This window comes from Curtobacterium sp. MR_MD2014 (assembly GCF_000772085.1).
In the GTDB taxonomy this organism is placed as follows: Bacteria; Actinomycetota; Actinomycetes; order Actinomycetales; family Microbacteriaceae; genus Curtobacterium.
In genome coordinates this window covers 2,412,845-2,436,707 of sequence record NZ_CP009755.1, presented here as the reverse complement: position 1 = coordinate 2,436,707, position 23,863 = coordinate 2,412,845, and the positions used below count along the sequence as shown (strand labels likewise).

Below are 23,863 nucleotides of genomic sequence, written 5' to 3'. Positions count from 1 at the left end.
CGATCCTAGGCGTGGGCGCTGGGTAGGGTCGGGACCATGACGATCGAACTGCCCCGCACCGCCATGCTCGGCGTCGGCTCCATGTCCGGCAGCGTCCTCGAGGGACTGCTCGCCGCCGGCCTCGACCCCGCGACCGTGACGCTCACCACCCGGTCCGGAGCGTCGGCGGCGGCATGGCGCGAGCGTGGGCTCGAGGCGTCGGCGACGGAGACCGACCCGGACGCGAACCGGCAGGCCGTCCGCGGGGCCGGGCTCGTCGTCCTCGGGGTCAAGCCCTACATGATCGGCGAGGTCCTCGACGAGGTCGCCGCGTCGCTCCACCCCGGTGCGGTGGTCGTGAGCGTCGCGGTCGGCACCACGCTCGCCTCGATGGAGGCGCGTGTCCCGGCGGGCGTCCGTGTGGTCCGGGCGCTGCCGAACACCCCGATCGGCGTCGGCCACGGGGTCACCGGCATCAGCGCCGGGTCCACGGCCGACGACGAGGCGGTCGGGCTCGCCTCGAGCGTGTTCGCCGCGTCCGGACAGGTCATCGAGGTGCCGGAGTCGCAGCTCGACGCCCTGTCCGCCGTCTCCGGATCGGGGCCCGCGTACGTGTTCCTGCTCGTCGAGCAGTGGCAGCAGGCCGCCGAGTCGCTCGGGTTCACCCCGGAGCAGGCCGCGACGATGGTGCAGGGGACCGTGCGGGGAGCCGTCGAACTCCTCGCCGCGTCCGGGCGGGAGCCCGCCGACCTGCGCCGCGCCGTCACCAGTCCGAAGGGCACCACCGAGCGTGCGGTCGCCGTCCTGCAGGAGGCCGACCTCGCCGGCACCTTCACCCGCGCGTCGCGCGCTGCGATCGCCCGGGCCGAGGAGATCGCCGCGTCCTGACCGCGGGCGCCGGTCGGTCCGTCCGGCGTGACCACGGGACGGACGGGAGGCCCGTGGCCGTGTCCGCCACGGGCCTCCCGTCCGACGTCGGGTCGCTACTCGAGCGCGGCGAAGCGCTCCAGGTCGGTCTCGGTCCCCGAGACGATGATGACGTCGTCCTCGCCGATGACGCTGTCCGGGGTTGCCGGCACGAACGCCCTGCCCGGCGACTTGATGCCGAGCACCGTGAGGCCGTGCCGCGTCCGGATGACGGTCGTGGCGAGGTCCTTGCCGCGCACGGCGCGCGGCGGGAACATCTTGACGACCGCGAAGTCGTCGTCGAACTCGATGAAGTCGAGCATCCGACCGGACACCAGGTGCGCGGTCCGTTCGCCGGCCTCGCGCTCCGGGTACACGACGTGGTTCGCCCCGATGCGGGACAGGATCGTGCCGTGCGAGCGGCTGACGGCCTTCGCCCAGATCTGCGGGATGCCGAGGTCGACGAGGTTCGAGGTGATGAGCACGCTCGACTCGAGGTGCGAACCGACGGCCACGACCGCGATCGCGAAGTCCTGCGCGCCGATCTGCCGCAGGGCGTCGATGTCCGTCGCGTCCGCCTGCACGGCGTGGGTGACGCGGTCCGACCACTTCTGGACGAGGCCGGCGTCGGTGTCGACGACCAGGACCTCGCGGTGCTGGCGCTCGAGCTGACCGGCGGTGGCGGCGCCGAAGCGGCCGAGGCCGAGGACGAGCACGGGGGCGTCGTGGCTGACGGCTCCGGTGACGGGGTGGGGTGCGCGACGGTCGGCGCGGGGACGGCGGTCAGCCAACGATCGGCCTCTCCTCGGGGCGGCGGAACAACTGCCGGCTCTGGCTTGCGGCCAGCGCGGCGGCGATGGTCACTGTACCGACCCGGCCCAGGAACATCGTGGCGGCGAGGACGTACTTGCCCGCCTCCGGGAGCTCGGCGGAGATGCCGGAGCTCAGGCCGCAGGTCGCGAAGGCGGAGATGACCTCGAAGAGCACGCGGTCGAGCGAGTCGCCGGTGATCTGCAGCAGGACCACGGTCATGACGGCGACGATCGTCGCCCCCCAGAGCACGACCGCGACGGCGACGCGCAGGACGTCACCGGGGATGCGGCGCCCGAACGCCTCCATGCCCTGGCGCCCGCGGGCCTCGGCGACCGCGGCCAGGAAGAGCACCGCCAGCGTCGTCACCTTGATGCCGCCGGCCGTCGACGCCGAACCGCCACCGATGAACATGAGCATGTCGGTGACGAGCAGGCTGGCGCCGTGCATCTGCTCGACGTCGATCGTGGCGAAGCCGCCGGACCGCGTCATCGTCGAGAAGAACAGCGCCTGGAACGCGGTGTGTCCGGCGCCGGCGTCCCCGAGCGTGCGGGGGTTCGAGGCCTCGAGCGCCGTGTAGACGACCGCGCCGAGGACGAGCAGCACCGCGCTGGTGGCCAGCGTGAGCTTCACGTGGATGGGCCACCGCCGCGGCGTGCGGAACTGCTTGGTGACGGCCCGGATCACCGGGAACCCGATCGAGCCCGCCACGACCGCGACCATGAGGAGCGACAGGAACCAGTAGTCGTTCGCGAAGGGGGTGAGCCCCTCGGCGTTCGGCGAGAAGCCCGTGTTCGTGAAGGCCATCGCCGAGTAGTAGAAGGCGTCCCCGACGGCGGTCCAGAACGGGTAGCCGGCGGCGAGCGTGGACGGCAGCAGGAGCACGCCGATCGCGATCTCGATCGTCAGGGTGCTCACCGCCACGGTGAGCAGGAGCGTGCCGACCTCCCCGAGCCGCACGGCCTGCCCCTCGGGGACGGCGCCGGAGTGCGTGCGGAGCGGGTTCGAGTCGCCGGCGGCGATGAGCTTGGCACGGAGCCCCAGCCGCCGTGTCACGACCAGGCCGAGGATCGAGGCGAAGGTGAGGACGCCGACGGCGCCGATCTGGGTCCCGACGACGATGAGCACCTTGCCGAAGACCGACCAGTGCGTGGCCATGTCGACCGTCGCCAACCCGGTCACGCAGACGACCGACGCCGCCGTGAACAGTGCGTCCGCGAAGTGCGTCGGGGTCCGGTCCGCAGCCGCCCAGGGCGTCATGAACAGGGTCGTGAAGATGAGGATCAGCGCGACGAACACCAGGATCGCGAGCCGCGACGGCGACGACCGGAGGACGCCGAGGGCACCGTCCAGACGCCGTCTCACCCCGCTCGTCGGCGTGTGCCGGTTGAGCGGCTCGGTGCGGTCGAGCATCCTGTGCCTCCGGAGCCGTGGGCAGGTCAGCGGTCATGGTACATGCGAACGGGTCCGGCTAGCCTTGCCGCATGGCCGACATCTTCACCGTCGTGGCGGACCCGACCCGGCGCGAGCTGCTCGGGGCGCTGCTGACGGCGTACGGCTCGGACGCGACCGGCGGCGAACTCAGCGTCGGGCAGCTCGTCGAGAAGATCGGCGTCAGCCAGCCGACCGTGTCGAAGCACCTCCGCGTCCTGCGCGACCACGGTCTCGTCTCCAGCCGTGAGGAGGGCCAGCACCGCTTCTACCGGCTCGACCCGGAGCCGCTCGTCCGGCTCGAGGAGTGGGTCGTCCCCTTCACGGGAGCGGTCGACGCAGACGGTACCCCGGCGACGACCTCGTGGACGCTGGACGGGCAGCCGGTCTCGTTCCGTCGGACCGGCACCGCAGCGCGGTCCACCGTCGAGGTCGGCACCGAGCTGGGTCGCGTCATGGCGGAGGCCTCGCACCGAGCGACCGCCGCGTTCTCGGGTGCGCAGCAGGGCTGGGAGCGTGTCGTCGACCGCAGCCGGAAGCGCTTCACGCGCCGCGGTGAGGACGACTGACCGACGGGTGGGAGACCCTCGCGCAGCGCGGTCGAGCGTCCGCTCGGAGTCTCCTGGACACGTGGTCCCACGCGCCCCTACACTCGCCCTTGACCACACTGGTCACACCGACCCCGCGCGATCCGCGGGAACCCGAAGGCGGACCATGACCGGCAGTTTCGACGACGTGCGCTTCCTCACCGTCGCTGAGGTGGCCGAGATGATGCGCGTCTCGAAGATGACGGTGTACCGCATGGTGCACGCGGGGGAGCTCCCCGCGATCCGGTTCGGCCGGTCCTTCCGCGTCCCGGAGTCGGCGGTCGCCGAACTCCTGCGCGGCGGCATCGCCGACGTCGGCTGAGGTCGGCCCGGCGCGCGCCCGTTCGACAGGACCGCTGCGCTCCGCTAGACTCGGCCGGGTTGATTTTCCGCGGTCTCTTCGGGCCCGGTGTCCACACATCTGCATCGTTCCGAGCGAGGTCCACTATGGGTTCTGTCATCAAGAAGCGTCGCAAGCGCATGGCGAAGAAGAAGCACCGCAAGCTCCTTCGCAAGACGCGTCACCAGCGTCGCAACAAGAAGTAAGTCCAGTACTTGCACCCGAAGCCCCGGTCCGCCGGGGCTTTCGTGTTCCCGGGCGCGTTATCGTGGGGACATGCCCGCCGTGACGTTCCTGACGAAGCCCGGCTGCCACCTCTGCGACGACGCCCGTCCGGTCGTGGAGCAGGTCGTGGCCGCCCACCCCGGTGTCACCCTCGAGGAGCGGTCGATCCTCGACGACGACGCGCTGCGCGAGGAGTACGCCGAGGACATCCCGGTCGTCCTCGTCGACGGCCGGGTCCACAGCAACTGGCACGTGGACGCCGACCGGCTGCACGGTGCCCTCGAGAAGGCAGAGAAGGCCGAGGCCAGCGCATGATCCACCACGTCGTCTCCTGGACCGTCCGCGAGGACCTCGACCGCACCGCGACGATCGAGCACGTCCGCGAGCTCCTGACCGGGCTCGTCGGCACGATCGGCTCGATCCGGTCGCTCGAGGTCGTCGACAACGTGGCCTACCCGGGGAAGAACCAGGACCTGGCCGTCGTGGCGACCTTCGACGACCTCGCCGGTCTCGACGAGTACCAGTTCCACCCGGACCACCAGGCGGCGGCAGCGGAGATCCGCGAGCTCGTCACGGGGCGGGCGGCCATCGACTGGGAGAGCTGACCCGCGCCTCCCGGCCCGCACGTGACGACGGCCACCCTCCTGTCGGAGGGTGGCCGTCGTCGTCGGTGGTGACTACGGGGTCAGGCGCGTCGGTCCGCGGAACAGGTAGGTGACCTCGCGGATGGACGGCTCGTGCAGGGCGAGCATGAGCACGCGGGCGAGGCCCATGCCGAAGCCGCCGTGCGGCGGGACGCCGTAGCGGAAGAAGTCGAGGTACCAGCCGAGCTCCTCGGGGTCGAGGCCCTTCTCGACGGCCTGCGCCTCGAGCACGTCGACGCGGTGCTCACGCTGGGCACCCGTGGAGATCTCGGCGCCGTTGAACAGCAGGTCGTAGCTGTTCGTGAGCGTCGGGTCGTCGGCGTGACGCATGTGGTAGTACGGGCGGATCGAGGCGTCGTAGTCCGTGACGAACACGAACTCCGAGCCGTGCGTCTCCTTCGCCCAGGCGCTGACGCGACGCTCGCCCTCGGGGTCCAGGTCGCCGTCCGCCCGCACGACGTCGTGTCCGCTGTCGGCGACGATCTTCCGGGCCTCGGCCAGGGTGACGCGGGGGAACGGAGCGGTCGGGACGACGAACTCGAAGCCGAAGACCTCCTCGATCTCCTTGCCGTACTTGTCCTTGACGGCGGTGAAGCCCGCGACGAGGAGCTCCTCGTGCATCGCCATGACGTCGGCGTGCGACTCGACCCACGAGATCTCGGCGTCGACGCTCGTGAACTCGGTGGCGTGACGGCTCGTGAAGGACGGGTCCGCACGGAACGCGTCCGCGATCTCGAACACCGCGCCGAATCCGGCGGGCTGCGCCATCTGCTTGAAGTTCTGCGGGGACTGCGCCAGGTAGGCGGTGGTCTCGAAGTACTCGAGCTGGAAGAGCTCGGCGCGCGACTCGGACGCCGACGCCATCAGCTTCGGGGTGTGGATCTCGATGTAGTCGCGCTCGACCCAGTACGTGCGGAACGCGTGCTCCAGCGTCGTCTGGATGCGGAAGATCAGGTTCTGCTTGCGGTTGCGCAGGTCGAGGAAGCGCCAGTCGAGACGCTTGTCGAGCGAGGAGTCGTCCGCGATGGGCGTCTCCGGCTTCGCGGCGCTGACCACCTCGAGCGAGCCGACCTTGACCTCGAGCCCGCCGAGCTTCACGCGCTCGTCGTGCTTCAGGGTGCCGCGGACGTGCACGAAGGTGCCGTGCGCGAGCCCGGAGACCTCGTTCGTGACGGCGAGCCGGGCCTGGGCGTCGTCGTCGCCGTCCTCGGCCTCGCGCGTGGCGGGGTTCACCAGCTGCGCGGCGCCGGTCTCGTCGCGGAGGACGACGAACTGGACCTTCTTCTGGTCGCGGACGGTCTCCACCCAGCCGGCGACGGCAACGGGGCCGTCGGGGAGGGCGGCGAGGTCGGCGATGCGGGTGCGTTCGATCACGGTCGTCGAGTCTACGGCCTCCTCCACAGGTGGGGTCCCGGTCCGTTCTCTCCACAGCGTCGGCCGGGAGGCGCGGTTCGGCCCCGGCACGTCCGTAGCGTCGTCCGTGTGGTCGGGTCGCGAGTCGAGAGGGGATCCCGGATGACGGCAACGGGAGCGGGGCTCGCGGCCTGGCCGCCCGTCGCGGTGGCGGCGGTGGTCGCGGCTGCGGTCGGGTCGGTGCTGACGTTGGTCGGCGCGGCCGTGGGAGGCGTCTGGGCGCTGGTGCGGTGGCGGCGGGACGTCGGGCGCGAGGAACGCGACCGGGCCTGGGCGCGGTTCGTGTGGACGGTCGACCAGGTGTGCGACGGCGACGTCGGCCGGTCGGAGGTCGGTGACGTCGGGGCGAACGCGATGTACGACATGCAGATCCTTCGCGGGGACGACGCCGTCTTCGGAACGCTGGTACTCGGACTCATCACCGGAAGGGGAGGCATGACGATTGAGGACCCGGTCCTGGCGCTGGTCGGACGACGTCGGGAGGAGTGGCGGCAGCGGGTGCGCCGTCGGTACCGGTTCCGTCCGTGGAAGGCGCGGCGTCTCATCTGGGAGCACGACGAGTTGCTGCGTCGTCAGGAGGAGTGGCGAGTGGCTCGGCGTGAGCGGGCACGGCTGATCGAGGCCGGGGAGCTGCAGGTCGACCGGTGACCGAGCGGTGTCTCCGGCTTGCCGGGTGTCGTCCGGGGCTCAGGGGAGCGTGGCGCGCAGCGTGCTGAGCGTGCCGATGAACTCCTCGGCCATGCCGGCCCGTTCGACGAGCTTCGCGTGCCGGGCGCGGGCGTCCTCGAGCGACGCGTCGAGGCGGGCGGCGAGTGCCGGCTGGTCCTCGGGTCCGGCGTCGGCGAGGGCGTCGACGACGCGCAGGAGCTCCGCCATCTCGTCCAGCGAGAACCCGAGCGGCTTCATCCGACGGATGACGAGCAGTCGCTCGAGGTCCTGCGCCGTGTAGACCCGGAACCCTCCGGTGGTCCGTCCGCTCGGCACGAGCAGCCCGACCTCGTCGTAGTGCCGGATCGTCCGCAGGGACATCCCGGCGCGCTCGGCGAGCTCACCGATGTGCATGGTGTCGCCCGGCGTCGGGGCGGGGGAGTCGATCGCGTGCACGGGAGCCATGGTGGCAGACCGCCGCGCGAGATCGCTCGGAGTGCTCGTCTGCCCGGCGCAACCCTCCCCTCACGTCAGGGTATGGTCGCTGGCGATGTCCCTCGCACCGCTCGCCCCCGCGGCACCCACCGTCCTCACCGCGCTCCGGTCGCCCCGGCTCCTCACCCGTGAGGTCCTGGCCGGCGTGGTCACGGCGCTCGCCCTCATCCCCGAAGCCATCTCCTTCTCGGTCGTCGCCGGGGTCGACCCGGCCGTCGGCCTCTTCTCGAGCGTCGTCATCGCGGTGGTCATCTCGATCGTCGGCGGGCGACCCGCGATGATCTCGGCCGCCGCCGGATCGGTCGCGCTCGTGATCGCTCCGCTCGTACGCGACCACGGCGTCGCCTACCTCGTCCCCGCGGTGGTGCTCGGCGGTGTGGTGCAGCTGGTGCTCGGCTTCCTCGGGGTGGCCCGACTGATGCGCTTCATCCCGCGCAGCGTCAACGTGGCCTTCGTCAACGCGCTGGCGATCCTGATCTTCACGGCGCAGCTGCCCAACCTCCTCGGCGACGACGTCCCGTTCGTGGTCTGGCCGCTGACGGCGCTCGGCATCGGCATCATCGTCGCGTTCCCCTTCCTGACCAAGGCCGTCCCCGCGCCGTTGATCGCGGTCGTCGTGGTCACGGCGATCACGATCGTGTTCGGGGTCGCGGTGCCGACGGTCGGCGACGAGGGCTCCCTGCCGACCGCGCTGCCCGGGTTCGGCGGCATCACGGTCCCGCTGTCGCTCGAGACCCTGCAGATCATCGCGCCGTACGCGTTCGGGGTCGCGATCGTCGGCCTCATCGAGACGCTCCTGACCGCGCAGCTCGTCGACTCCCTGACCGAGACCCGATCCAGCGGCTGGCGCGAGTCGTGGGGCCAGGGCATCGCCAACATCGCCTCGGCGTTCTTCGGCGGGACGGGTGGCTGCGCGATGATCGGCCAGACCGTGATCAACGTGAAGACCGCCGGCGCCCGGACCCGGGTGTCGACCTTCACGGCGGGCGCGGCGGTGCTCGTCCTGACCATCGTGCTGCACGACCTCGTCGCGCAGATCCCGATGGCGGCCCTGACGGCCGTGATGCTCATGGTCTGCGTCGCGACCTTCGACTGGCACAGCGTCCGGCCCCGCACGCTCGGGCGGATGCCGCTCGGCGAGACGGCGGTCATGGTCGTGACCGTCGTGGTGGTCGTCGTCACCCAGAACCTCGCGACGGGTGTGCTGGTGGGCGTGGTCGTCGCGGCCCTCGTCTTCGCCCGTCGCGCGGCGCACGTCGTGTCCGTGGTGCGCGAGCCGGTCGACGAGCGCACCGTGCGGTACCGCGTGCACGGTGCCCTGTTCTTCGCGTCGTCCAACGACCTGGTGACGCGGTTCTCCTACGCCGAGGACCCGGAGCGGGTGATCGTGGACATGTCGGGCGCGCACGTGTTCGACGCCAGCACCGTCGCGGCACTCGACGGCGTGGAGCAGCGGTACGCGCGGCACGGCTCGACCGTCGAGGTCGTGAACCTGAACACCGGGTCGGTGGCACTGCACGGCCGACTGACCGGACGGCTGGGCTGACGGCAGCGACCGGGCAGAGCCGAACGGTCGCAGGGGCTGAACGGTCGCACATCCGGTGAATCCGCTGTGGGGCGGGTGATGACGGTGGAGCGACCTAGACTGGAACCCATGCCCGCGACACGGATCCACCTCGTCCGGCACGGCGAGGTCCACAACCCGGGGCGCGTGCTCTACGGCCGGTTGCCCGGCTTCGGGCTCAGCGAACTCGGCGCCCGGATGGCCGGTGCGTCGGCGACCGCCTGGCACGACGCCGGGGTCGACGTCCGACGGATCGTCGCGTCGCCCTTGCAGCGCACGCAGGAGTCCGCGGCGCCCTGGGCCGCCGCCTACGGGCTCGAGGTCTCGCTCGACGAGCGCCTGATCGAGCCCACGAACCGCTACGAGGGCCAGCGCCCCGGCTTCACGAAGCGCTCCATCGGACGCCCTGCGGAGTGGCCCTGGATCGCGAACCCGTTCCGGCCGAGCTGGGGCGAGGCCTACGAGTCCATCGCGAACCGCATGCTCGCCGCGGTCGCCTCCGCCTGGGAGAGCGTCGACGGCGGCGACGTCGTCCTCGTCAGCCACCAGCTCCCCATCTGGACCGTGCACCGCAAGCTCGCGGGGGAGCCGCTCTGGCACGACCCGCGCAAGCGTCGGTGCGACCTGTCCAGCATCACGACCCTCGAGCGTGTGCCCGCCACCTCGTCCGGTCGCTTCACCGAGGTCGGGTACGCGGACCCCGCGCAGTCCCTGCGTGCGTCCGCGGTCGACGAAGGAGCAGTCTGATGTCCGCACGCAGCCGGATCGCCGCCGTCGCGGCCTCGGCGGTGATCGCAGCCCTGGCGCTCGCCGGGTGCTCGTCGTCGAACGACGACCTGTCCCGCCAGTACGGCAGCGGCACCACCCAGAACTACATCTCCGGCACCGGTGCGGTGACCGAGGTCGCGACGGACGAGCGGAGCGCCCCGGTCGACTTCACGACGAAGGACACCGACGGCGACACCGTCTCGGCGGAGGAGCTCCGCGGCAAGGTCGTCGTGCTCAACTTCTGGTACGCCGGCTGCCCGCCGTGCCGGGCCGAGGCGAAGTACCTCAACCAGGTGCACGACCAGTACGCCGACGACGACGTGGTCTTCGTGGGCGTCAACGTGCGTGACGAGGAGGGCACGGCGGCGGCGTTCGAGCGCACCTTCGGCGTCGACTACCCGACCGTCCTCGACGCCCGCGACGGCACCGTGCAGCTCGCGCTGTCCGGGCAGATCGCTCCGAACGCCGTGCCCGCCACGATCGTCCTCGACAAGCAGGGCCGCGTCGCCGCCCGCGTCCTCGGCGCGATCGACGGCAAGAGCATCCTGCAGACCCTGGTCAGCGACGAGCTCGACGGCAAGGCGTCCTGACCCGTGCCCGGCAACCCCTTCGCGGACGCGATCCTGAGCGGCCAGATGCTGGTCGCGTTGCCCGTGGCAGCACTGGCCGGGCTCGTGTCGTTCCTCTCCCCGTGCGTGCTCCCGCTCGTACCGGGCTACCTCGGGTACGTCGGCGGGATCGCCGAGGGTGGGCAGCGCCGCGGTCGGGTCGTGCTCGGCGTCGTGCTCTTCGTGCTCGGCTTCACCGCGGTGTTCGTCGCCTACACGACGGTCTTCGGTGCGCTCGGCTTCTGGCTCGTCCGGTGGCGTGACCTCATCACGCAGGTCCTCGGTGTCGTCGTGATCACGATGGGCCTGGTGTTCATCGGACGCTTCACCTTCCTGCAGCGCTCGATCAAGCCGTCGTGGACCCCCGCGACTGGCCTGGTCGGGGCGCCGCTGCTCGGCATCGTGTTCGGCCTCGGCTGGACCCCGTGCCTCGGGCCGACGCTCGCAGCGATCAACCTGCTCAGCGTGCAGTCCGGCAGCGCGTGGCAGGGCATGTGGCTCGGCGTCGCGTACTGCCTCGGGCTCGGCATCCCGTTCGTCCTCGTCGCGCTCGGCGCCGGGTGGGCGACCGGCGCGATCCGCATCGTGAAGCGTCACATGCGCACCGTCAACATCATCGGAGGAGCGATCCTGATCGTCATCGGTCTGCTCATGGTCACCGGCATCTGGTCGGCCGTCATGTCGAGCCTCGGGGCGGTGATCCAGAGCTTTGTCCCCGCGGTCTGAGCGCGACACCACCCCCGAGCAGTCGGGTAGCGGACCGGGGTCCGCGGACGACGTGTCCGCGGGCGCCGACCCGATGCGGCCGTCCGACCACGTCGACAGTGCCGCACCGGCCCCCGGAGCGGACGACGGCCCGACGCAGCCGAAGCTCGGGTTCGTCGGCTACGTCCGCTTCTTCTGGCGGCAGCTGACGAGCATGCGCACGGCGCTCTTCCTGCTCATGCTCCTGGCGCTCGCGGCGATCCCGGGATCCCTCGTGCCGCAGCGCACCGCCGACCCGAACGGCGTCGTGCAGTACAAGGCGGACCACCCGCAGCTCTTCCCCGTGCTCGACACACTGCAGGTCTTCGACACCTACACCTCGGTGTGGTTCTCGGCGATCTACCTGCTGCTGTTCGTCTCGCTCATCGGGTGCATCGTCCCGCGCACGAAGCACCACTGGCAGGCGCTCCGGACGCGACCGCCGAGGACGCCGGTGCGTCTCGGCCGACTCGCCGGCTACCGGTCCGTCCCGGTCGAGGCGGACGCGACCACGAGCCTCCCGTCCGTCGACGAGGCCGTGACGCGCGCGGCGGCACTGCTCAAGCGGTCCGGCTACCGGGTCGAGCGGTTCGGCGACTCCGTGAGCGCGGAGCGCGGGTACCTGCGCGAGACCGGCAACCTCGTCTTCCACGCGGCGCTCGTCGGCGTGCTCGTGGCGGTCGGCCTCGGCGGTGGCTTCAGCTACACCGGGCAGCGACTCCTGGTCGAGGGGCAGACGTTCTCGAACGTCCTCGGCTCCTACGACTCGTTCAACCCCGGCCGCTGGTTCCGGCAGACCGACCTGCAGGGCTACAACCTGACGCTCGACAAGTTCACCACGACGTACGAGGAGAAGAACCTCGACGCCCTCGGCCAGGCACTGGACTACTCGGCGACGGTGACGAGCCGCGAGAAGGGCCAGGAGCCGAAGACCGGTCGCATCGGCGTGAACGACCCGCTGTCGGTCGGTGGCACGAACGTCTACCTGCTCGGCAACGGCTACGCGATGCAGGTCACGATCCGCGACGGCAAGGGGAACGTGGCGTTCCAGGACGTCGTGCCGTTCCTGCCCGAGGACGCGAACTACACGTCCACCGGCGTCATCAAGGTGCCCGACGCCTCGCCGTCGCAGCTCGGGCTCGTCGGGTTCTTCTACCCGACGGCGTCGAAGCTGTCGACCGGCGCGTTCGCCAGTGCCTACCCGGACGCGCAGAACCCGCTCCTGACCCTGCAGGTGTACCGCGGCGACCTCGGTCTCGACAGCGGCGTCCCGCAGAGCGTGTACTCGCTCGACACCAGCGGTCTCGAGCAGATCGCCGGGCGGCAGTCGACGACCCCGAGCATCGAGCTGAAGCCCGGTCAGACGAAGACCCTGCCGGACGGTACCGGCTCGATCACCTTCGACGGCGTGAAGCGCTACGTCTCGCTCGACGTGCACCACGACCCCTCGCAGGCGTTCGTCGCCGGGTTCGCGGTGCTCGCGGTGCTCGGCCTGCTCACCTCGCTGTTCGTGCCCCGCCGCCGCGTGTGGGTGAAGGCGGTCCCGCGCCGGGGAGCCGAGCACGGCGAGTACGACCTCGAGTACGCCGGTCTGGCGCGCGGCGAGGACCCCAACCTCGAGCGCGCCGTCGACGACATCGCCAAGAGGCACCTGTCGGACCTCGGAGTTAGGATCCCTGCGTGAACCCGGACATGACGACCAACCTCGCGACCTACTCGGTCGTCCTGACGTACTCCGCGATGGCGGTCTACGTCATCGCGTTCATCTCGTTCGCGCTCGACATGGCGAAGCGGTCGGGTCAGGTGGCGTCCGCCTCGGCTGCTGCGCCGACAGCGCCCGCCGCGCGCACCGTCGCGACGGTGCAGGGCGGGACGGTCGTGCTCGAGAAGGTCGAGGCCGACCGGGGTCGCCCCGGCGGCGGCGGGACGAAGTTCGAGCGGGTCGGCATGGCGATGACGATCCTCGCGCTCGTGCTGCACGTCGGTGCCACGGTCCTGCGCGGCATCGCGGCCGACCGTGTCCCGTGGGGCAACATGTTCGAGTTCTCGCTCACGGGCACGGCGCTCATCACGCTGATCTTCCTGCTCGTGCAGCTCTGGCAGAACCTGAAGTTCCTCGGTGTGTTCATCACCGGTCTGACGATCATCCTGCTCGGCATCGCGACCGTGAACTACTGGGTGCCCGTCGTGCCGCTCCAGCCCGCGCTGCAGTCGTACTGGCTGGTCATCCACGTCTTCGTCGCGATCGCCGGGACGGGCTTCTTCGCCCTCGGCGCCGGGCTCGCCGTGGCGCAGCTCGTGCAGACGTACCGCCAGGGTCGTCCCGCGTCGAAGCAGCTCCGCTTCATGGAGACGCTCCCCGACGCCGAACGGCTCGAGGTCCTGACCTACCGCGTGCTGCTCGTCGGCTTCGTGCTGTGGACCTTCACGCTCATCGCGGGTGCGGTCTGGGCCGAGCGCGCCTGGGGCCGGTACTGGGGGTGGGACACCAAGGAGGTCTGGACCTTCATCATCTGGGTGGTCTACGCCGGGTACATCCACGCGCGTGCGACCCGCGGGTGGCGCGGTGCGCGGTCGTCGTGGCTGGCGCTCATCGGGTTCGCCGCGGTGATGTTCAACTTCTCGGTCGTCAACGTCTTCTTCAAGGGCCTGCACAGCTACTCCGGCCTGTGAGGCAGACCGGGCGTCGCTGCGGCGGCGACCCCGGGACGGACGGGAGGCGCGGTGCCATCGGGCACCGCGCCTCCCGTCCGTCGTGTCCGGGCGTTCCTGCCTCGCGAGAGCGGGCACGATCTGTCACGCTCGGCGGTCGAGGCCGACGAGTCTCGCCCGTCCGGCGGACGTGAGCGGCACGTCCTGCGCGCTCGTCGCCGCCCGGACACCGTTCGGTCGGTTGCTCCCTCGTCGTCGCCCGCGGCAGCCCGGTCTACGCGGCGGCGAGCAGGGCGTGGACGCGCTCCAGCCGCGCGAGCCACCACGCCGTCCGCTCCGGCGATGCCGCGTTCCGCTCCAGCAGCTCCCGCGACACCTCCGCACGGCGGACCGGCACCCGACCGTCGACCGGCAGCAGGGGCGTGTCGGTGACGTCCGTCTCGAACATGGCCGCCGTCCCGAGCCCGGCGGCGTAGCCGGGGCTCATCGCCGCCGCCGCGAGGAACGCCCCGGTCCCGAGCCCCACGGACGTGTCGAGCGCACTCGACACGACGCACGGCAGCCCCGCCTCGGCCACGATCGCCCGTGCCGCGGTGACCCCGCCGAGGGGCTGGGCCTTCACGACGAGCACGTCCGCCGCCCCCGCACGGGCGACGGCGAGCGGGTCCGATGCCCGGCGCACGCTCTCGTCCGCGGCCACGGGCACGTCGAGTCCCGCGATCCGGCGTCGGAGCTCGGCGAGTTCCGGCACCGACCGGCACGGCTGTTCGGCGTACTGGAGTCCGTACGGCGCGAGTCGTTCGAGGGCCTCGACGGCCTGGTCGACGGACCAGAGCCCGTTGGCGTCCACCCGGACGGCCGCTCCCGGCCCCATCACCCGACGGACCTCGGCGACGCGGGCGACGTCGTCGTCGGTGCTCGTGCCGGGCTCGGCGACCTTGACCTTCGCGGTCGTGCAGCCGGGGTAGCGGGCCAGGAGGTCGGCGACCGCGTCCGGTCCGACGGCGGGCACCGTGGCGTTGACGGGCACGGCGTCGGCGGCGGGGTCGTGCTCGGTCCACCCGAAGTCGATCGTGCTCCGGAGCCACGCGGTCGCCTCCCGGTCGTCGTACTCGACGAAGGGCGAGAACTCGGTCCACCCGGTGGGTCCGCGGAGCACCAGGGCCTCGCGGACGGTGATGCCGCGGAAGCGGACGCGCATCGGGAGTGCGACGACGTGGGCGTCGGCGGTCAGGTCGGCGAGGTCGGGGAGCACACCCCATCCTCGCGCACGGGCAGGTGCGGTGCCCGGACGCGGTGGGCGGCAGGGGCTGGTCGCGCGTCCAGCGCTCCCGCCGGTTCCTCGGAGCCGACCGCCAGGGCCGGGCACTAGCATGCACCGGTCGGCCCAGCGCCGGCGTCGTCACGGACCACCGTGGCGCGTCCGTGAGGGGACCGAGGAGAGGGAGGGCCGGTGGCGTCGGATCCGCAGCAGCGCGCAGCCGCGCAGCGTGCAGCAGCGCAGCGTGCGGCCGCGCAGCCGACCGCGGCCCAGCGCGCGGCGGCCCAACGTGCCGCAGCCCAGCGCTCGGCAGTGCAGCGCTCCGGTGCCGCGCGACCGGCGGCGCCGCAGCGCGCCGCCGCCCCCGGGACGACACGGCCGACAGCGAGCGCCGGGAGCCGGTCCGGTGACACCGGCGACTTCGAGCGGCTGATGCAGCGGAACACCGTCGACGCCCGGGCCCTCGAACGGTCCGCCCGGCGGCGTCGGAACCCGATCGTCGGCAAGATCGCCCTCGGGCTCGCCGTCGTCTCCGCCGCGGTCGACGCGAGTGCGTTCGCGGTCTTCATGGGCGGCGACACCACCTTCGCGTTCGGCATCTGCTTCGTGGTGGTCTTCCTCACCCTCATCGCTGCGGTGCTCGGCTTCATCGCCGCGGTCGGGTCGTTCGGCCGTTGGTACGGCGCGATCGGGGTCGTGCTCGCCTTCTTCGCGAACCCGGTCATCCTCATCGTGCTGCTCGTCGTCCTCGTGCCCGAGGCCCTCTCGGGCACCTAGCGCGGGACGGCACCGCACCACGGCCCGCCTCGGGCGCGGGCCGGCGCCGGGCGCCGGGCGCCGGCGATACGGTGGGCACATGGCTGCTCCCGTCTCCGACCTGTTCGACCCCGACGTCTGGACCGCCGCACCGGTCGCTGAGCACTTCACCGACATCACGTACCACAAGCACGTCTCGCAGGGCATCGTCCGCGTCGCGTTCGACCGGCCCGAGGTCCGCAACGCCTTCCGCCCCCGCACCGTCGACGAGCTGTACCGCGCCCTCGACGACGCGCGACAGGACCCCCGCGTCGGTGTCGTCCTGCTCACGGGCAACGGCCCGAGCCCGAAGGACGGGGGCTGGGCCTTCTGCTCCGGCGGTGACCAGCGCATCCGCGGCCGCAGCGGCTACCAGTACGTCGGCGACGAAGGCGCCCCGCCGGAGGGCGTCGACCCCGCTGCCGCCCAGGCGTCGATGGGGCGGCTCCACATCCTCGAGGTCCAGCGCCTCATCCGCATGATGCCGAAGGTCGTCATCGCCGTCGTGCCCGGGTGGGCCGCCGGCGGCGGGCACTCGCTGCACGCCGTCGCGGACCTGACGATCGCGAGCGCGGAGCACGGCCGGTTCAAGCAGACCGACGCCGACGTGGGGTCCTTCGACGGCGGGTACGGCAGCGCCTACTACGCCCGCCAGATCGGCCAGAAGCTCGCGCGCGAGGTCTTCTTCCTCGCTGAGGAGTACTCGGCGCAGCGCGCGTACGAGATGGGCGCGGTGAACAGGGTGGTCCGGCACGAGGACCTCGAACGCGAGGCGATCCGGTGGGGCGAGACGATCCTCGGCAAGTCCCCGACAGCCATCCGCATGCTCAAGTACGCGTTCAACGCCGTGGACGACGGCATGGTCGGCCAGCAGGTCTTCGCGGGCGAGGCGACGCGCCTCGCCTACGCCTCCGACGAGGCGGTCGAGGGCCGGGATGCCTTCCTCGAGAAGCGCCCGCCGGAGTGGACGTCCTTCCCGTGGCACTACTGACCCCGCGGGCCCACCGGTGAACCGCGCGCTGGTCGCCGTCGGCGCGTCCGACCCGTCGGCGGTGCTGCGCGGCCTGGAGGCTGCCCTCGCCGGCGGACCCGCGCTGCTCCCCGTCGCCGAGGACGGCCCGGCGCTGCCCACGCGCCCGCCGTCGCACGTCGCCCGCCGGGTCGCCCTGGTGGTCGAGACGAGCGGTTCCACCGGGACCGGCAAGCGCGTGGCACTGTCGTCGGAGGCGCTGCTCGCGGGCGCCGCGTCCGCCGACGCGACGCTCGGCGGGCCCGGCCGGTGGCTGCTCGCGCTGCCGACGCACTACATCGCCGGGCTCAACGTGCTGACCCGATCGGTCACGGCGGGCACGACGCCCGTCGTCCTCCCGCCGGGACACTTCGACGGCCGGGCGTTCGCCGACGCGGTGGACCGGCTCGACGTCGGTCCCGAGGCGCCGCGGCGCTACACCTCGCTCGTCCCGGTGCAGCTCGCCCGCGTGCTCGACGACCCCCGCGCCACCGCCGCCGCGACCCGCTTCGCCGCCGTGCTCGTCGGGGGCCAGGCCACGCCCGCACCGCTCCGGCAGCGTGCCCTCGACGCCGGTGTCCGGGTCGTCACGACGTACGGCGCGAGCGAGACGAGCGGTGGCTGCGTGTACGACGGCACGCCGTTCGGGACGGTCCGCGCGGAACTCGTCGACGGCGCCCTCGAACTGGCCGGCCCGATGCTCGCCGAGGGGTACCTCGACGACCCCGAGCGCACGGCCCGGACCTTCGCCGAGCGCGACGGCCACCGCTGGTACCGGACCGGCGACGCTGCGACCACCGACGACGACGGACGGCTGCGGGTGCTCGGGCGGCTCGACGACGTCATCGTGTCCGGTGGCGAGAAGGTCCCGCTCGGGGCGGTGGAACGGCGCGTGCGCGAGCTCGCGGGCCAGGACGCCGCGGTCGTCACGCGGCGCGCGTCCGGGGAGTGGGGCGAGGTGCCCGTCGTCGTCACGGAACGTCCGCTCGACCTCGACGAGGTCCGCGCCCACGTCGCGGAGACCCTGGGCCGTGCGGCCCGTCCCGCGGAGGTCCTGGTCGTCGACGCGGTGCCGATGCTCGCGTCCGGCAAGCCCGACCGCCGGGCCGTCCGGGCACTCGCGGACCGCGGGGGCGCACCGACCCCCTAGCGGTCACGGATACGATGGTCGGCCGTGGCACGTACGAAGAACAGGACCCCGGTCAAGGGCCGCAGCGGCAACCCGGCGAAGGCCGCGGCACCGCAGCGCACGAAGCAGCGGGCGACCGCGAGCGACTGGATCGGCGGCGCCCGGCTCCGGACCCTCACGCTCGGCGTCGTGCCGGTCGTGCTCGGCACCGGCGTCGCGTTCGTCGACTCCGGTGAACCGGGCGACTTCGGGTCGTACCTCGGCCGCGACCACCACCTGGCGGTCGCCCTGCTCGCGCTCGCGGTCGCGCTGTTCCTGCAGATCGGCGTGAACTACAGCAACGACTACTCGGACGGCGTCCGGGGCACCGACGAGTTCCGCGTCGGCCCGGCCCGGCTCACGGGTGCGGGGCTGGCGAAGCCGCGCACCGTGCTCACGGTCGCGCTCACGTTCTTCGGACTGGCGGCGGTCGCCGGACTGGTGATCGTGCTGCTCACCGGCACGTGGTGGCTGCTCCTCGTCGGGGCGGCGGCGATCGTCGCGGCCTGGTACTACACGGGCGGGAAGAAGCCCTACGGCTACAACGCCCTCGGCGAGGTCTTCGTCTTCGTGTTCTTCGGGTTGGTCGCCGTGCTCGGCACCCAGTACGTGCAGATCCAGGCGGTCACCACGAGCGGCTGGGCGGCTGCGGTCGCCGCCGGGTTCTTCGCCTGCGCCGTGCTCATGGTCAACAACATCCGCGACGTGGACGAGGACCGACAGGCCGGCAAGCGCACGCTCGCCGTCGTCGTCGGCCGCCCCGTCGCACGGGTCCTGTTCGGCCTGTTCCTGATGCTGCCGTACGTGGTGCTGCTCTGGTTCGTGCTGCTGTACTTCCGCACCGGCTTCGCGTACTTCTCGCTCCTGCTCGCGCTCCCCGCGCTCGCGATCGGCGTCTCGTCCCGCAAGCCCCGCGAGCTCATCACGGCGCTGCAGCTGTCGTCGTTCGCGTCGCTCGCCTACGGCGTGGTGCTCGGCCTGACCCTGGTCCTCCTGCCGTAGCAGCGTCGGACGCGGGGACCGAGGTCGAGCCGCCGCTCGACCTCGGTCGCTCGACCGCCCGCCCGAACGACGAGGACCGGGACTAGTCCTCGTCGTGCTCGCGACGCGCGCGGTGCCGGTCGGCGTCCGAGACCGCTCGGTCGGCGGCGGGCGCACCGGTGTCGGCCGCGTCGGTGTCGGCGGCGTCGACGAAGTCGTCCTCGAAGTCCGAGTCGGCGTCCCGCTCCGGTCGACCCCGGCGAGCGGCGATGTCCGAGGTCACCCGACCGCGGAGCCCGGGCAGCGCGATGTACGACACGAGCAGGCCGATCAGCGCGGCGCCGATCGCCGCCCAGTACCACCGCAGGCCGATGACGAACAGGACCGCCAGCGCCGCGGCGAAGATGCCGAGTCGGGCAAGGGTGTAGACGAGCCACGCTTTCACCCGATGATCCTACGTGGCGTCGTTCGTGCACCGGCTGACGGGCAGCCCGGTCCCAGGCGCGCTGCCTAGAGTCGTCGCATGGTCCGTCTGTGGTTGATCATCGCCGTCGCCGCCGTGGCCTTCACGGTCTACGCGGTCATCGACTGCGCGACCATGCCGCGGCAGCGCATCCGCTCCCTGCGGCGTGGGTGGTGGATCCTCCTCGTGCTCGTCCTCCCGGTGCTCGGTGGCCTGCTGTGGTTCGTGCTCGGCCGGGCGCCCGCCACCCCGGGGCCGGCGCCCCGGTACCGTGGACCCGAAGACGACCCCGACTTCCTCGGCGGCCCGCGCGGCCCCGGGACACTCCGCACCGGAACGGACCAGGACGACGAAACCCTCCGAGACCTCGAGGACCAGTTCCGCGATGAACGACGCGACCGCGACGAACGAGACGACGACCGCCCCGCCGATCGCTGACGGGTCCGCGGGGTCCGGCAGCGCTGCCACCGACTTCGCCCTGGCACTCCTGCGGGAACTCGCCCGTGCCGGGGTGACCGACGTCGTCGTCAGCCCGGGCTCCCGGTCGCAGGCGCTCGCCCTCGCGGCGGTCGCGCTCGAGCGCGCGGGCGGCACGACGGTGCACGTCCGGCTCGACGAGCGGACCGCCGGGTTCTTCGCCCTCGGGCTCGCCGTCGAGTCCGGCCGTCCGGCCGCGGTCGTCACGACCTCGGGCACCGCCGTCGCCAACCTGCACCCGGCCGTGCTCGAGGCGCACCACTCCGGCGTGCCGATGGTCGTCCTCTCCGCCGACCGGCCGGACGAGCTGCGGGGCATCGGCAGCAACCAGACCACGGTCCAGCCGGGCATGTTCGGCCCTGCCGTGTCCTTCGTGCGCGACGTGCAGGCGCCCACCGCGGACGGCGCTGTCGACGCGGACGCCGTCCGGACGCTCGCCCGGGAGGCCGTCGCCGTCGCCGCCGGGCACACCGGGCAGCCCGGTCCCGTCCAGCTGAACGTCGCGTTCCGCGAACCGCTCTCCGCCGGGCTGCGTGCCGAGGACGTCGCCGCCGTGCCCCACGACGAGGTCGACACCGACCACGCCCGTCGTCGGGTGCACGCCGGACTGCCGGTCGTCGAACTCGCGCCGGACGACGCACCCGCGACGGTCGTCATCGCCGGACACGACGCCGGCGAGGACGCCGAACGGATCGCCTGGGAGCTCGGTGCGCCGCTGCTGGCCGAGGTGTCGAGCGGCGCGCGGTTCGGGCGCAACCTGGTCGTCGCCTACCGCGAGCTGCTGCGCGACCCCGAGCTCGGCGGAGCGGTCCGTCGAGCCGTCGTCCTCGGACACCCGACGCTCAGTCGCGAGGTCCCGGCCCTGCTGCAGCGGGCCGACGTCGAGACGATCGTGGTCCGCGGACCCGGGGCCGACCCGTTCGACCCGGCCCGTGCCTCCCGGCCGGACGCCGCGACCACCTTCGTGTCCGACGTGCGCGTGACGGGCCGCACCACCCCGGGACACCGCGCGTGGGTCGGGCGGTGGGTGACGACCAGTCGCGCGCTCCTCGGGGACGGTGACGCCGGTCCGGACCTCGACGCGAAGCGGTCGGGGGACCGCGCCGAGCGCAACCGGTACCTGCGCGACGAGGTCGCCCTGCGTCGCAGGCCCGTCGACCGCACCATGCTGGTCGACGCCGTCTGGGGCGCCACCTGGCCGCACGACCGGCTCGTCCTCGGTGCCTCGCAGCTCATCCGTGTCGCCGACGCGCACGTCCCGGGCAAGAAGGTCCGGGTGCACGCCAACCGCGGTCTCGCCGGTATCGACGGCACGGTCTCGACCGCACTCGGCATCGCGGCCGCGCTCGAACGGACGCCCGACTCCGTCGGCACCACGCGGGTGCTCGTCGGCGACCTGACCTTCCTGCACGACCTCGGGGCGTTCGTCACCGGGACCGAGGAGCCGACGCACCGCGTCCAGGTCGTCGTCGGCAACGACGGTGGCGGTGCGATCTTCCGCGGGCTGGAGGTCGCCGCGACCACCCCGGAGCAGGACATGCGCCGCATGATGACGACACCGCAGCACGTCGACGTCGAGCGTGTCGTGACCGGTCTCGGCTGGTCCTACCGACGGGCCGGGACGTGGGGCGACCTCGAGGGTGCACTCACCGATCCGGCCCAGCGCCTGGTGGTCGAGGTGCCGCTGACCGACTGACCACGGGGGCCAGGGACCGAAGGCCAGGGGTCAGGGGTCAGGGGTCAGGCGAGCGCGTCGCGGATCGGACGGAACTTCAGGGCGGTCTCGGCGACCTCGCGCGCCGGGTCCGACCCCGCGACGATCCCCGCGCCGGCCCACGCGCGCACGGTCCCGTCGTCGTCGATCCGGGCGCTGCGGAGCGCGAGCATCCACTCGCCGTCGCCGTTCGCGCCGAGCCAGCCGACCGGCCCCGCGTAGCGACCGCGGTCGACGCCCTCGAGCTCGGCGACCAGTCGGACGGCGACGTCGGTGGGGGTGCCCGCCACGGCCGCGGTCGGGTGCAGGGCGTCGGCGACGTCGAGCGAGGTGGTGCCGACCGGCAGGGTCGCGCGGACGTCGGTGGCCAGGTGCCACAGGTTCGGCAGCTGGAGCCGGAACGGCTCGGGGTCCGCGCGGACGTCGGTGGCGACGGTCCGGAGCGCCTGCAGCAGGCTGGTGATCGCGAAGCCGTGCTCCTCGACGTCCTTCGCGCTCGACGCCAGGGCCTCGGCCGCGGCCCGGTCGGACACCGGGTCGTCGCCGCGCGCGGCGCTCCCGGCGAGCACCCGCGCCGACAGCTCCGTGCCGTCGGTCCGGGCGAGGGTCTCCGGGGTCGCTCCGACGAGTCCGTCGACGGCGAAGGTGACGCACTGCGGGTAGGCCGCCGCCAGGTCGAGCAGGACCGCCCGTCGGTCGGCACCGGCGGGCAGCGTGCCGACCAGGTCGCGCGCCAGGACGACCTTCTCGGCCTCGCCTGCGGTGATCCGACGGACGGCGTCCGCGACGGACGCGGCGTAGGCGTCCTCGTCGACCCGGCCGGGGCCGAAGGCGACCGAGACGTGCCCGCCGACGGCCGGCACCGGCACCGAGGTCCGCGAGAACGCGAGGGGCTGCGGGTCCGGTGTCGTGTCGACGGCGGTGAGCCAGGCCTTGCCGCGGCGCTTGCCGATCACCACGCGCGGCACGACGAGCACGCTCTGCTCGGCGGAGTCGTCGGCGAACGCGAAGGACCCGAACGCGACCAGCCCGGTGCCGCGCAGCTGCACGGGGTCGTCCACCGTGGCGCCCTGCACCAGGTCACGCCACACCGCCGACGCCTGCCGCATGCGGTCGGCTCCGGAGAACGTGAACCGGAGCGCTTCGCCGATCCCGACGATGCCGTCACCGCTCCGGACGAACGCCAGCGGCGCGTCCCGCAGGGTGTGGCGCAGGACGTCCCCCGGGTCGTCGAGTATCCGGGTCGAGACCGTGAGCGAGGGGGCCGCCGTGGTGGTTCGGGTCACGGACCGATCGTACGCGCGCAGCGACCCGCCGGACCCCGGCCGGGCGTCCGGGCAGCCCGGGGCCGCGACCTCTAGGATGGTGCGGTGAGCAGAGCGGACCTGAGCAAGCGGCCGGACGAGGTGGCGGCCATGTTCGACGACGTCGCCGCGAAGTACGACCTCACGAACGACATCCTCTCGGCGGGCAACGCCCCGCTGTGGCGCGTCGCGACGGTCCGTGCGGTCGACCCCCAGCCGGGCGAGCGGGTGCTCGACATCGCGGCCGGGACGGGCACGAGCGCAGCGGCGTTCGCGAAGAAGGGCGCCGACGTCACGGCGCTCGACCTGTCGGCGGGCATGATCGCGGTCGGGCGCGAGCGGCACCCAGAGATCACGTTCGTCGAGGGTGACGCGGAGCACCTGCCGTTCGACGACGACTCGTTCGACGCGGTGACGATCTCCTTCGGCCTGCGCAACGTCAACGACCCGATGCAGGCGATCACCGAGATGCTCCGGGTGCTCAAGCCCGGGGGCCGACTGGTCATCTGCGAGTTCTCCACGCCGCCCGTGGCGCTCCTGCGCTTCGGCTACGGCGCGTACCTCAAGCGCGTGCTCCCGGGCATCGCGCGGCTGTCGAGCAGCAACCCGGCGGCCTACCGCTACCTGGCCGAGTCGATCGAGGCGTGGCCCGACCAGCAGGTCCTCAGCCAGTGGCTGCGCGGCGTCGGCTTCACGATGGTCGCCCACCGCAACCTGACCGCGGGCATCGTGGCGCTGCACCGCGGCCGCAAGCCCGTCGCGGGCACGGTCCGCGAGTCCGTCGCCCGCCGGGCGAAGGCCCGTCGCGAGCACCAGCACACCGGCGAGCAGCCGAGCGTCGAACCCGGCGACGCCTGACCGGTCACCCGACCCCGAA

27 protein-coding genes are annotated in these 23,863 nt (G+C 72.5%); 20 read left to right on the top strand and 7 right to left on the bottom strand.

From position 1 onward, the window contains the following. The first annotated feature begins 36 nt into the window (after positions 1-36). Positions 37-867 carry a pyrroline-5-carboxylate reductase gene (proC, locus tag NI26_RS11180; RefSeq protein WP_066655305.1) on the top strand — a complete coding sequence of 277 codons (831 nt, stop codon included), beginning with the start codon at positions 37-39 and terminating at the stop codon, positions 865-867. 95 nt (positions 868-962) lie between these two features. On the opposite strand, the gene NI26_RS11175 is transcribed toward proC, so the two are convergent. Both NI26_RS11175 and NI26_RS11170 read right to left on the bottom strand, forming a co-directional pair. Continuing rightward, positions 963-1,601 (bottom strand): potassium channel family protein, encoded by a 639-nt coding sequence (locus tag NI26_RS11175; protein WP_066655303.1) that lies wholly within the window; start codon positions 1,599-1,601, stop codon positions 963-965. Between the two features lie 67 nt (positions 1,602-1,668). Further along, complete coding sequence (locus NI26_RS11170) at positions 1,669-3,108, bottom strand: TrkH family potassium uptake protein (protein WP_066655299.1); 1,440 nt, start codon at positions 3,106-3,108, stop codon at positions 1,669-1,671. Between the two features lie 71 nt (positions 3,109-3,179). Between NI26_RS11170 and NI26_RS11165 the strand changes: the two genes are divergently transcribed. The 5 genes from NI26_RS11165 (at position 3,180) to NI26_RS11150 (ending at position 4,883) form a co-directional block, all read left to right on the top strand. Then, positions 3,180-3,695 (top strand): ArsR/SmtB family transcription factor, encoded by a 516-nt coding sequence (locus NI26_RS11165; RefSeq protein ID WP_066655298.1) that lies wholly within the window; start codon positions 3,180-3,182, stop codon positions 3,693-3,695. Between the two features lie 145 nt (positions 3,696-3,840). Continuing rightward, positions 3,841-4,035, top strand: coding sequence for a helix-turn-helix domain-containing protein (locus NI26_RS11160; RefSeq protein WP_058729786.1), 195 nt, complete (start codon positions 3,841-3,843; stop codon positions 4,033-4,035). A gap of 125 nt (positions 4,036-4,160) precedes the next feature. Continuing rightward, positions 4,161-4,259: a 30S ribosomal protein bS22 gene (locus tag NI26_RS16215; RefSeq protein WP_003792170.1), complete on the top strand. Its 99-nt coding sequence runs from the start codon at positions 4,161-4,163 to the stop codon at positions 4,257-4,259. A gap of 70 nt (positions 4,260-4,329) precedes the next feature. After that, positions 4,330-4,593 carry a glutaredoxin family protein gene (locus tag NI26_RS11155; protein WP_066655297.1) on the top strand — a complete coding sequence of 88 codons (264 nt, stop codon included), beginning with the start codon at positions 4,330-4,332 and terminating at the stop codon, positions 4,591-4,593. Further along, positions 4,590-4,883, top strand: a complete 294-nt coding sequence (locus NI26_RS11150; RefSeq protein ID WP_066655295.1) for a Dabb family protein — start codon at positions 4,590-4,592, stop codon at positions 4,881-4,883. The genes NI26_RS11155 and NI26_RS11150 overlap by 4 nt, the downstream gene beginning before the upstream one ends. A gap of 72 nt (positions 4,884-4,955) precedes the next feature. Here NI26_RS11150 and aspS read toward each other — a convergent pair whose 3' ends face one another. Beyond that, the gene (aspS, locus tag NI26_RS11145) at positions 4,956-6,296 is read right to left on the bottom strand and encodes an aspartate--tRNA(Asn) ligase (RefSeq protein ID WP_066658463.1); all 1,341 of its coding nucleotides are present in this window, start codon (positions 6,294-6,296) and stop codon (positions 4,956-4,958) included. A gap of 141 nt (positions 6,297-6,437) precedes the next feature. Here aspS and NI26_RS11140 point away from each other — a divergent pair, with 141 nt between their 5' ends. Continuing rightward, complete coding sequence (locus NI26_RS11140; RefSeq protein WP_066655293.1) at positions 6,438-6,983, top strand: hypothetical protein; 546 nt, start codon at positions 6,438-6,440, stop codon at positions 6,981-6,983. Between the two features lie 39 nt (positions 6,984-7,022). Here the strand turns inward: NI26_RS11140 and NI26_RS11135 are convergent, their stop codons facing one another. Beyond that, positions 7,023-7,397 (bottom strand): MerR family transcriptional regulator, encoded by a 375-nt coding sequence (locus NI26_RS11135; protein ID WP_235426653.1) that lies wholly within the window; start codon positions 7,395-7,397, stop codon positions 7,023-7,025. Between the two features lie 136 nt (positions 7,398-7,533). Between NI26_RS11135 and NI26_RS11130 the strand changes: the two genes are divergently transcribed. From NI26_RS11130 to ccsB, 6 genes are all read left to right on the top strand, one after another. Continuing rightward, positions 7,534-9,024 carry a SulP family inorganic anion transporter gene (locus NI26_RS11130; RefSeq protein ID WP_066655289.1) on the top strand — a complete coding sequence of 497 codons (1,491 nt, stop codon included), beginning with the start codon at positions 7,534-7,536 and terminating at the stop codon, positions 9,022-9,024. A 108-nt stretch (positions 9,025-9,132) separates the two neighbouring features. After that, a complete protein-coding gene (locus tag NI26_RS11125; RefSeq protein ID WP_066655287.1) occupies positions 9,133-9,789 on the top strand; it encodes a histidine phosphatase family protein in 657 nt (218 codons plus the stop codon). Beyond that, positions 9,789-10,400, top strand: a complete 612-nt coding sequence (locus NI26_RS11120; protein ID WP_066655286.1) for a TlpA family protein disulfide reductase — start codon at positions 9,789-9,791, stop codon at positions 10,398-10,400. The genes NI26_RS11125 and NI26_RS11120 overlap by 1 nt, the downstream gene beginning before the upstream one ends. 45 nt (positions 10,401-10,445) lie before the next feature. Continuing rightward, a complete protein-coding gene (locus tag NI26_RS11115) occupies positions 10,446-11,144 on the top strand; it encodes a cytochrome c biogenesis CcdA family protein (RefSeq protein ID WP_066658457.1) in 699 nt (232 codons plus the stop codon). A 73-nt stretch (positions 11,145-11,217) separates the two neighbouring features. After that, the gene (resB, locus tag NI26_RS11110; protein ID WP_066658460.1) at positions 11,218-12,846 is read left to right on the top strand and encodes a cytochrome c biogenesis protein ResB; all 1,629 of its coding nucleotides are present in this window, start codon (positions 11,218-11,220) and stop codon (positions 12,844-12,846) included. Between the two features lie 8 nt (positions 12,847-12,854). Then, positions 12,855-13,835: a c-type cytochrome biogenesis protein CcsB gene (gene ccsB, locus NI26_RS11105; RefSeq protein ID WP_144411449.1), complete on the top strand. Its 981-nt coding sequence runs from the start codon at positions 12,855-12,857 to the stop codon at positions 13,833-13,835. A gap of 253 nt (positions 13,836-14,088) precedes the next feature. On the opposite strand, the gene NI26_RS11100 is transcribed toward ccsB, so the two are convergent. Beyond that, positions 14,089-15,069, bottom strand: coding sequence for an o-succinylbenzoate synthase (locus NI26_RS11100; RefSeq protein ID WP_066655283.1), 981 nt, complete (start codon positions 15,067-15,069; stop codon positions 14,089-14,091). Positions 15,070-15,267: 198 nt separating this feature from the next. On the opposite strand from NI26_RS11100, the gene NI26_RS11095 reads away from it, so the two are divergent. The 4 genes from NI26_RS11095 (at position 15,268) to NI26_RS11080 (ending at position 19,049) form a co-directional block, all read left to right on the top strand. Then, positions 15,268-15,852, top strand: a complete 585-nt coding sequence (locus NI26_RS11095; protein ID WP_066655281.1) for a hypothetical protein — start codon at positions 15,268-15,270, stop codon at positions 15,850-15,852. 79 nt (positions 15,853-15,931) lie between these two features. Next, positions 15,932-16,861, top strand: coding sequence for a 1,4-dihydroxy-2-naphthoyl-CoA synthase (locus NI26_RS11090; protein ID WP_066655279.1), 930 nt, complete (start codon positions 15,932-15,934; stop codon positions 16,859-16,861). Between the two features lie 16 nt (positions 16,862-16,877). Beyond that, positions 16,878-18,029: an AMP-binding protein gene (locus NI26_RS11085; RefSeq protein WP_066655277.1), complete on the top strand. Its 1,152-nt coding sequence runs from the start codon at positions 16,878-16,880 to the stop codon at positions 18,027-18,029. Positions 18,030-18,053: 24 nt separating this feature from the next. Next, positions 18,054-19,049, top strand: a complete 996-nt coding sequence (locus NI26_RS11080) for a 1,4-dihydroxy-2-naphthoate polyprenyltransferase (protein ID WP_235426349.1) — start codon at positions 18,054-18,056, stop codon at positions 19,047-19,049. A gap of 82 nt (positions 19,050-19,131) precedes the next feature. On the opposite strand, the gene NI26_RS11075 is transcribed toward NI26_RS11080, so the two are convergent. Continuing rightward, entirely contained in the window at positions 19,132-19,473 is a 342-nt protein-coding gene (locus tag NI26_RS11075) for a DUF4229 domain-containing protein (RefSeq protein WP_066655275.1), read from the bottom strand. Between the two features lie 78 nt (positions 19,474-19,551). On the opposite strand from NI26_RS11075, the gene NI26_RS11070 reads away from it, so the two are divergent. Together NI26_RS11070 and menD are read left to right on the top strand one after the other, a co-directional pair. After that, the gene (locus NI26_RS11070) at positions 19,552-19,929 is read left to right on the top strand and encodes a PLDc N-terminal domain-containing protein (RefSeq protein WP_066655273.1); all 378 of its coding nucleotides are present in this window, start codon (positions 19,552-19,554) and stop codon (positions 19,927-19,929) included. After that, positions 19,877-21,664, top strand: a complete 1,788-nt coding sequence (gene menD / locus NI26_RS11065; RefSeq protein ID WP_066655271.1) for a 2-succinyl-5-enolpyruvyl-6-hydroxy-3-cyclohexene-1-carboxylic-acid synthase — start codon at positions 19,877-19,879, stop codon at positions 21,662-21,664. Before NI26_RS11070 ends, menD begins: the two co-directional genes overlap by 53 nt. Before the next feature lie 44 nt (positions 21,665-21,708). Here menD and NI26_RS11060 read toward each other — a convergent pair whose 3' ends face one another. Then, positions 21,709-22,968: an isochorismate synthase gene (locus NI26_RS11060; protein WP_066655269.1), complete on the bottom strand. Its 1,260-nt coding sequence runs from the start codon at positions 22,966-22,968 to the stop codon at positions 21,709-21,711. 84 nt (positions 22,969-23,052) lie between these two features. Between NI26_RS11060 and NI26_RS11055 the strand changes: the two genes are divergently transcribed. Further along, positions 23,053-23,844, top strand: a complete 792-nt coding sequence (locus tag NI26_RS11055) for a demethylmenaquinone methyltransferase (RefSeq protein ID WP_066655267.1) — start codon at positions 23,053-23,055, stop codon at positions 23,842-23,844. Positions 23,845-23,863 lie beyond the last annotated feature (19 nt).

Excerpts from the sequence above, each read along its gene's own strand:
- proC (WP_066655305.1), top strand. The coding sequence starts at position 37 with ATGACGATCGAACTGCCCCGCACCGCCATGCTCGGCGTCGGCTCCATG.
- NI26_RS11170 (WP_066655299.1), bottom strand. The coding sequence starts at position 3,108 with ATGCTCGACCGCACCGAGCCGCTCAACCGGCACACGCCGACGAGCGGG.
- NI26_RS11165 (WP_066655298.1), top strand. The coding sequence starts at position 3,180 with ATGGCCGACATCTTCACCGTCGTGGCGGACCCGACCCGGCGCGAGCTG.
- NI26_RS11160 (WP_058729786.1), top strand. The coding sequence starts at position 3,841 with ATGACCGGCAGTTTCGACGACGTGCGCTTCCTCACCGTCGCTGAGGTG.
- NI26_RS16215 (WP_003792170.1), top strand. The coding sequence starts at position 4,161 with ATGGGTTCTGTCATCAAGAAGCGTCGCAAGCGCATGGCGAAGAAGAAG.
- NI26_RS11155 (WP_066655297.1), top strand. The coding sequence starts at position 4,330 with ATGCCCGCCGTGACGTTCCTGACGAAGCCCGGCTGCCACCTCTGCGAC.
- NI26_RS11150 (WP_066655295.1), top strand. The coding sequence starts at position 4,590 with ATGATCCACCACGTCGTCTCCTGGACCGTCCGCGAGGACCTCGACCGC.
- NI26_RS11140 (WP_066655293.1), top strand. The coding sequence starts at position 6,438 with ATGACGGCAACGGGAGCGGGGCTCGCGGCCTGGCCGCCCGTCGCGGTG.
- NI26_RS11135 (WP_235426653.1), bottom strand. The coding sequence starts at position 7,397 with ATGCACATCGGTGAGCTCGCCGAGCGCGCCGGGATGTCCCTGCGGACG.
- NI26_RS11130 (WP_066655289.1), top strand. The coding sequence starts at position 7,534 with ATGTCCCTCGCACCGCTCGCCCCCGCGGCACCCACCGTCCTCACCGCG.
- NI26_RS11125 (WP_066655287.1), top strand. The coding sequence starts at position 9,133 with ATGCCCGCGACACGGATCCACCTCGTCCGGCACGGCGAGGTCCACAAC.
- NI26_RS11120 (WP_066655286.1), top strand. The coding sequence starts at position 9,789 with ATGTCCGCACGCAGCCGGATCGCCGCCGTCGCGGCCTCGGCGGTGATC.
- NI26_RS11115 (WP_066658457.1), top strand. The coding sequence starts at position 10,446 with ATGCTGGTCGCGTTGCCCGTGGCAGCACTGGCCGGGCTCGTGTCGTTC.
- resB (WP_066658460.1), top strand. The coding sequence starts at position 11,218 with ATGCGGCCGTCCGACCACGTCGACAGTGCCGCACCGGCCCCCGGAGCG.
- ccsB (WP_144411449.1), top strand. The coding sequence starts at position 12,855 with ATGACGACCAACCTCGCGACCTACTCGGTCGTCCTGACGTACTCCGCG.
- NI26_RS11090 (WP_066655279.1), top strand. The coding sequence starts at position 15,932 with ATGGCTGCTCCCGTCTCCGACCTGTTCGACCCCGACGTCTGGACCGCC.
- NI26_RS11070 (WP_066655273.1), top strand. The coding sequence starts at position 19,552 with ATGGTCCGTCTGTGGTTGATCATCGCCGTCGCCGCCGTGGCCTTCACG.
- menD (WP_066655271.1), top strand. The coding sequence starts at position 19,877 with ATGAACGACGCGACCGCGACGAACGAGACGACGACCGCCCCGCCGATC.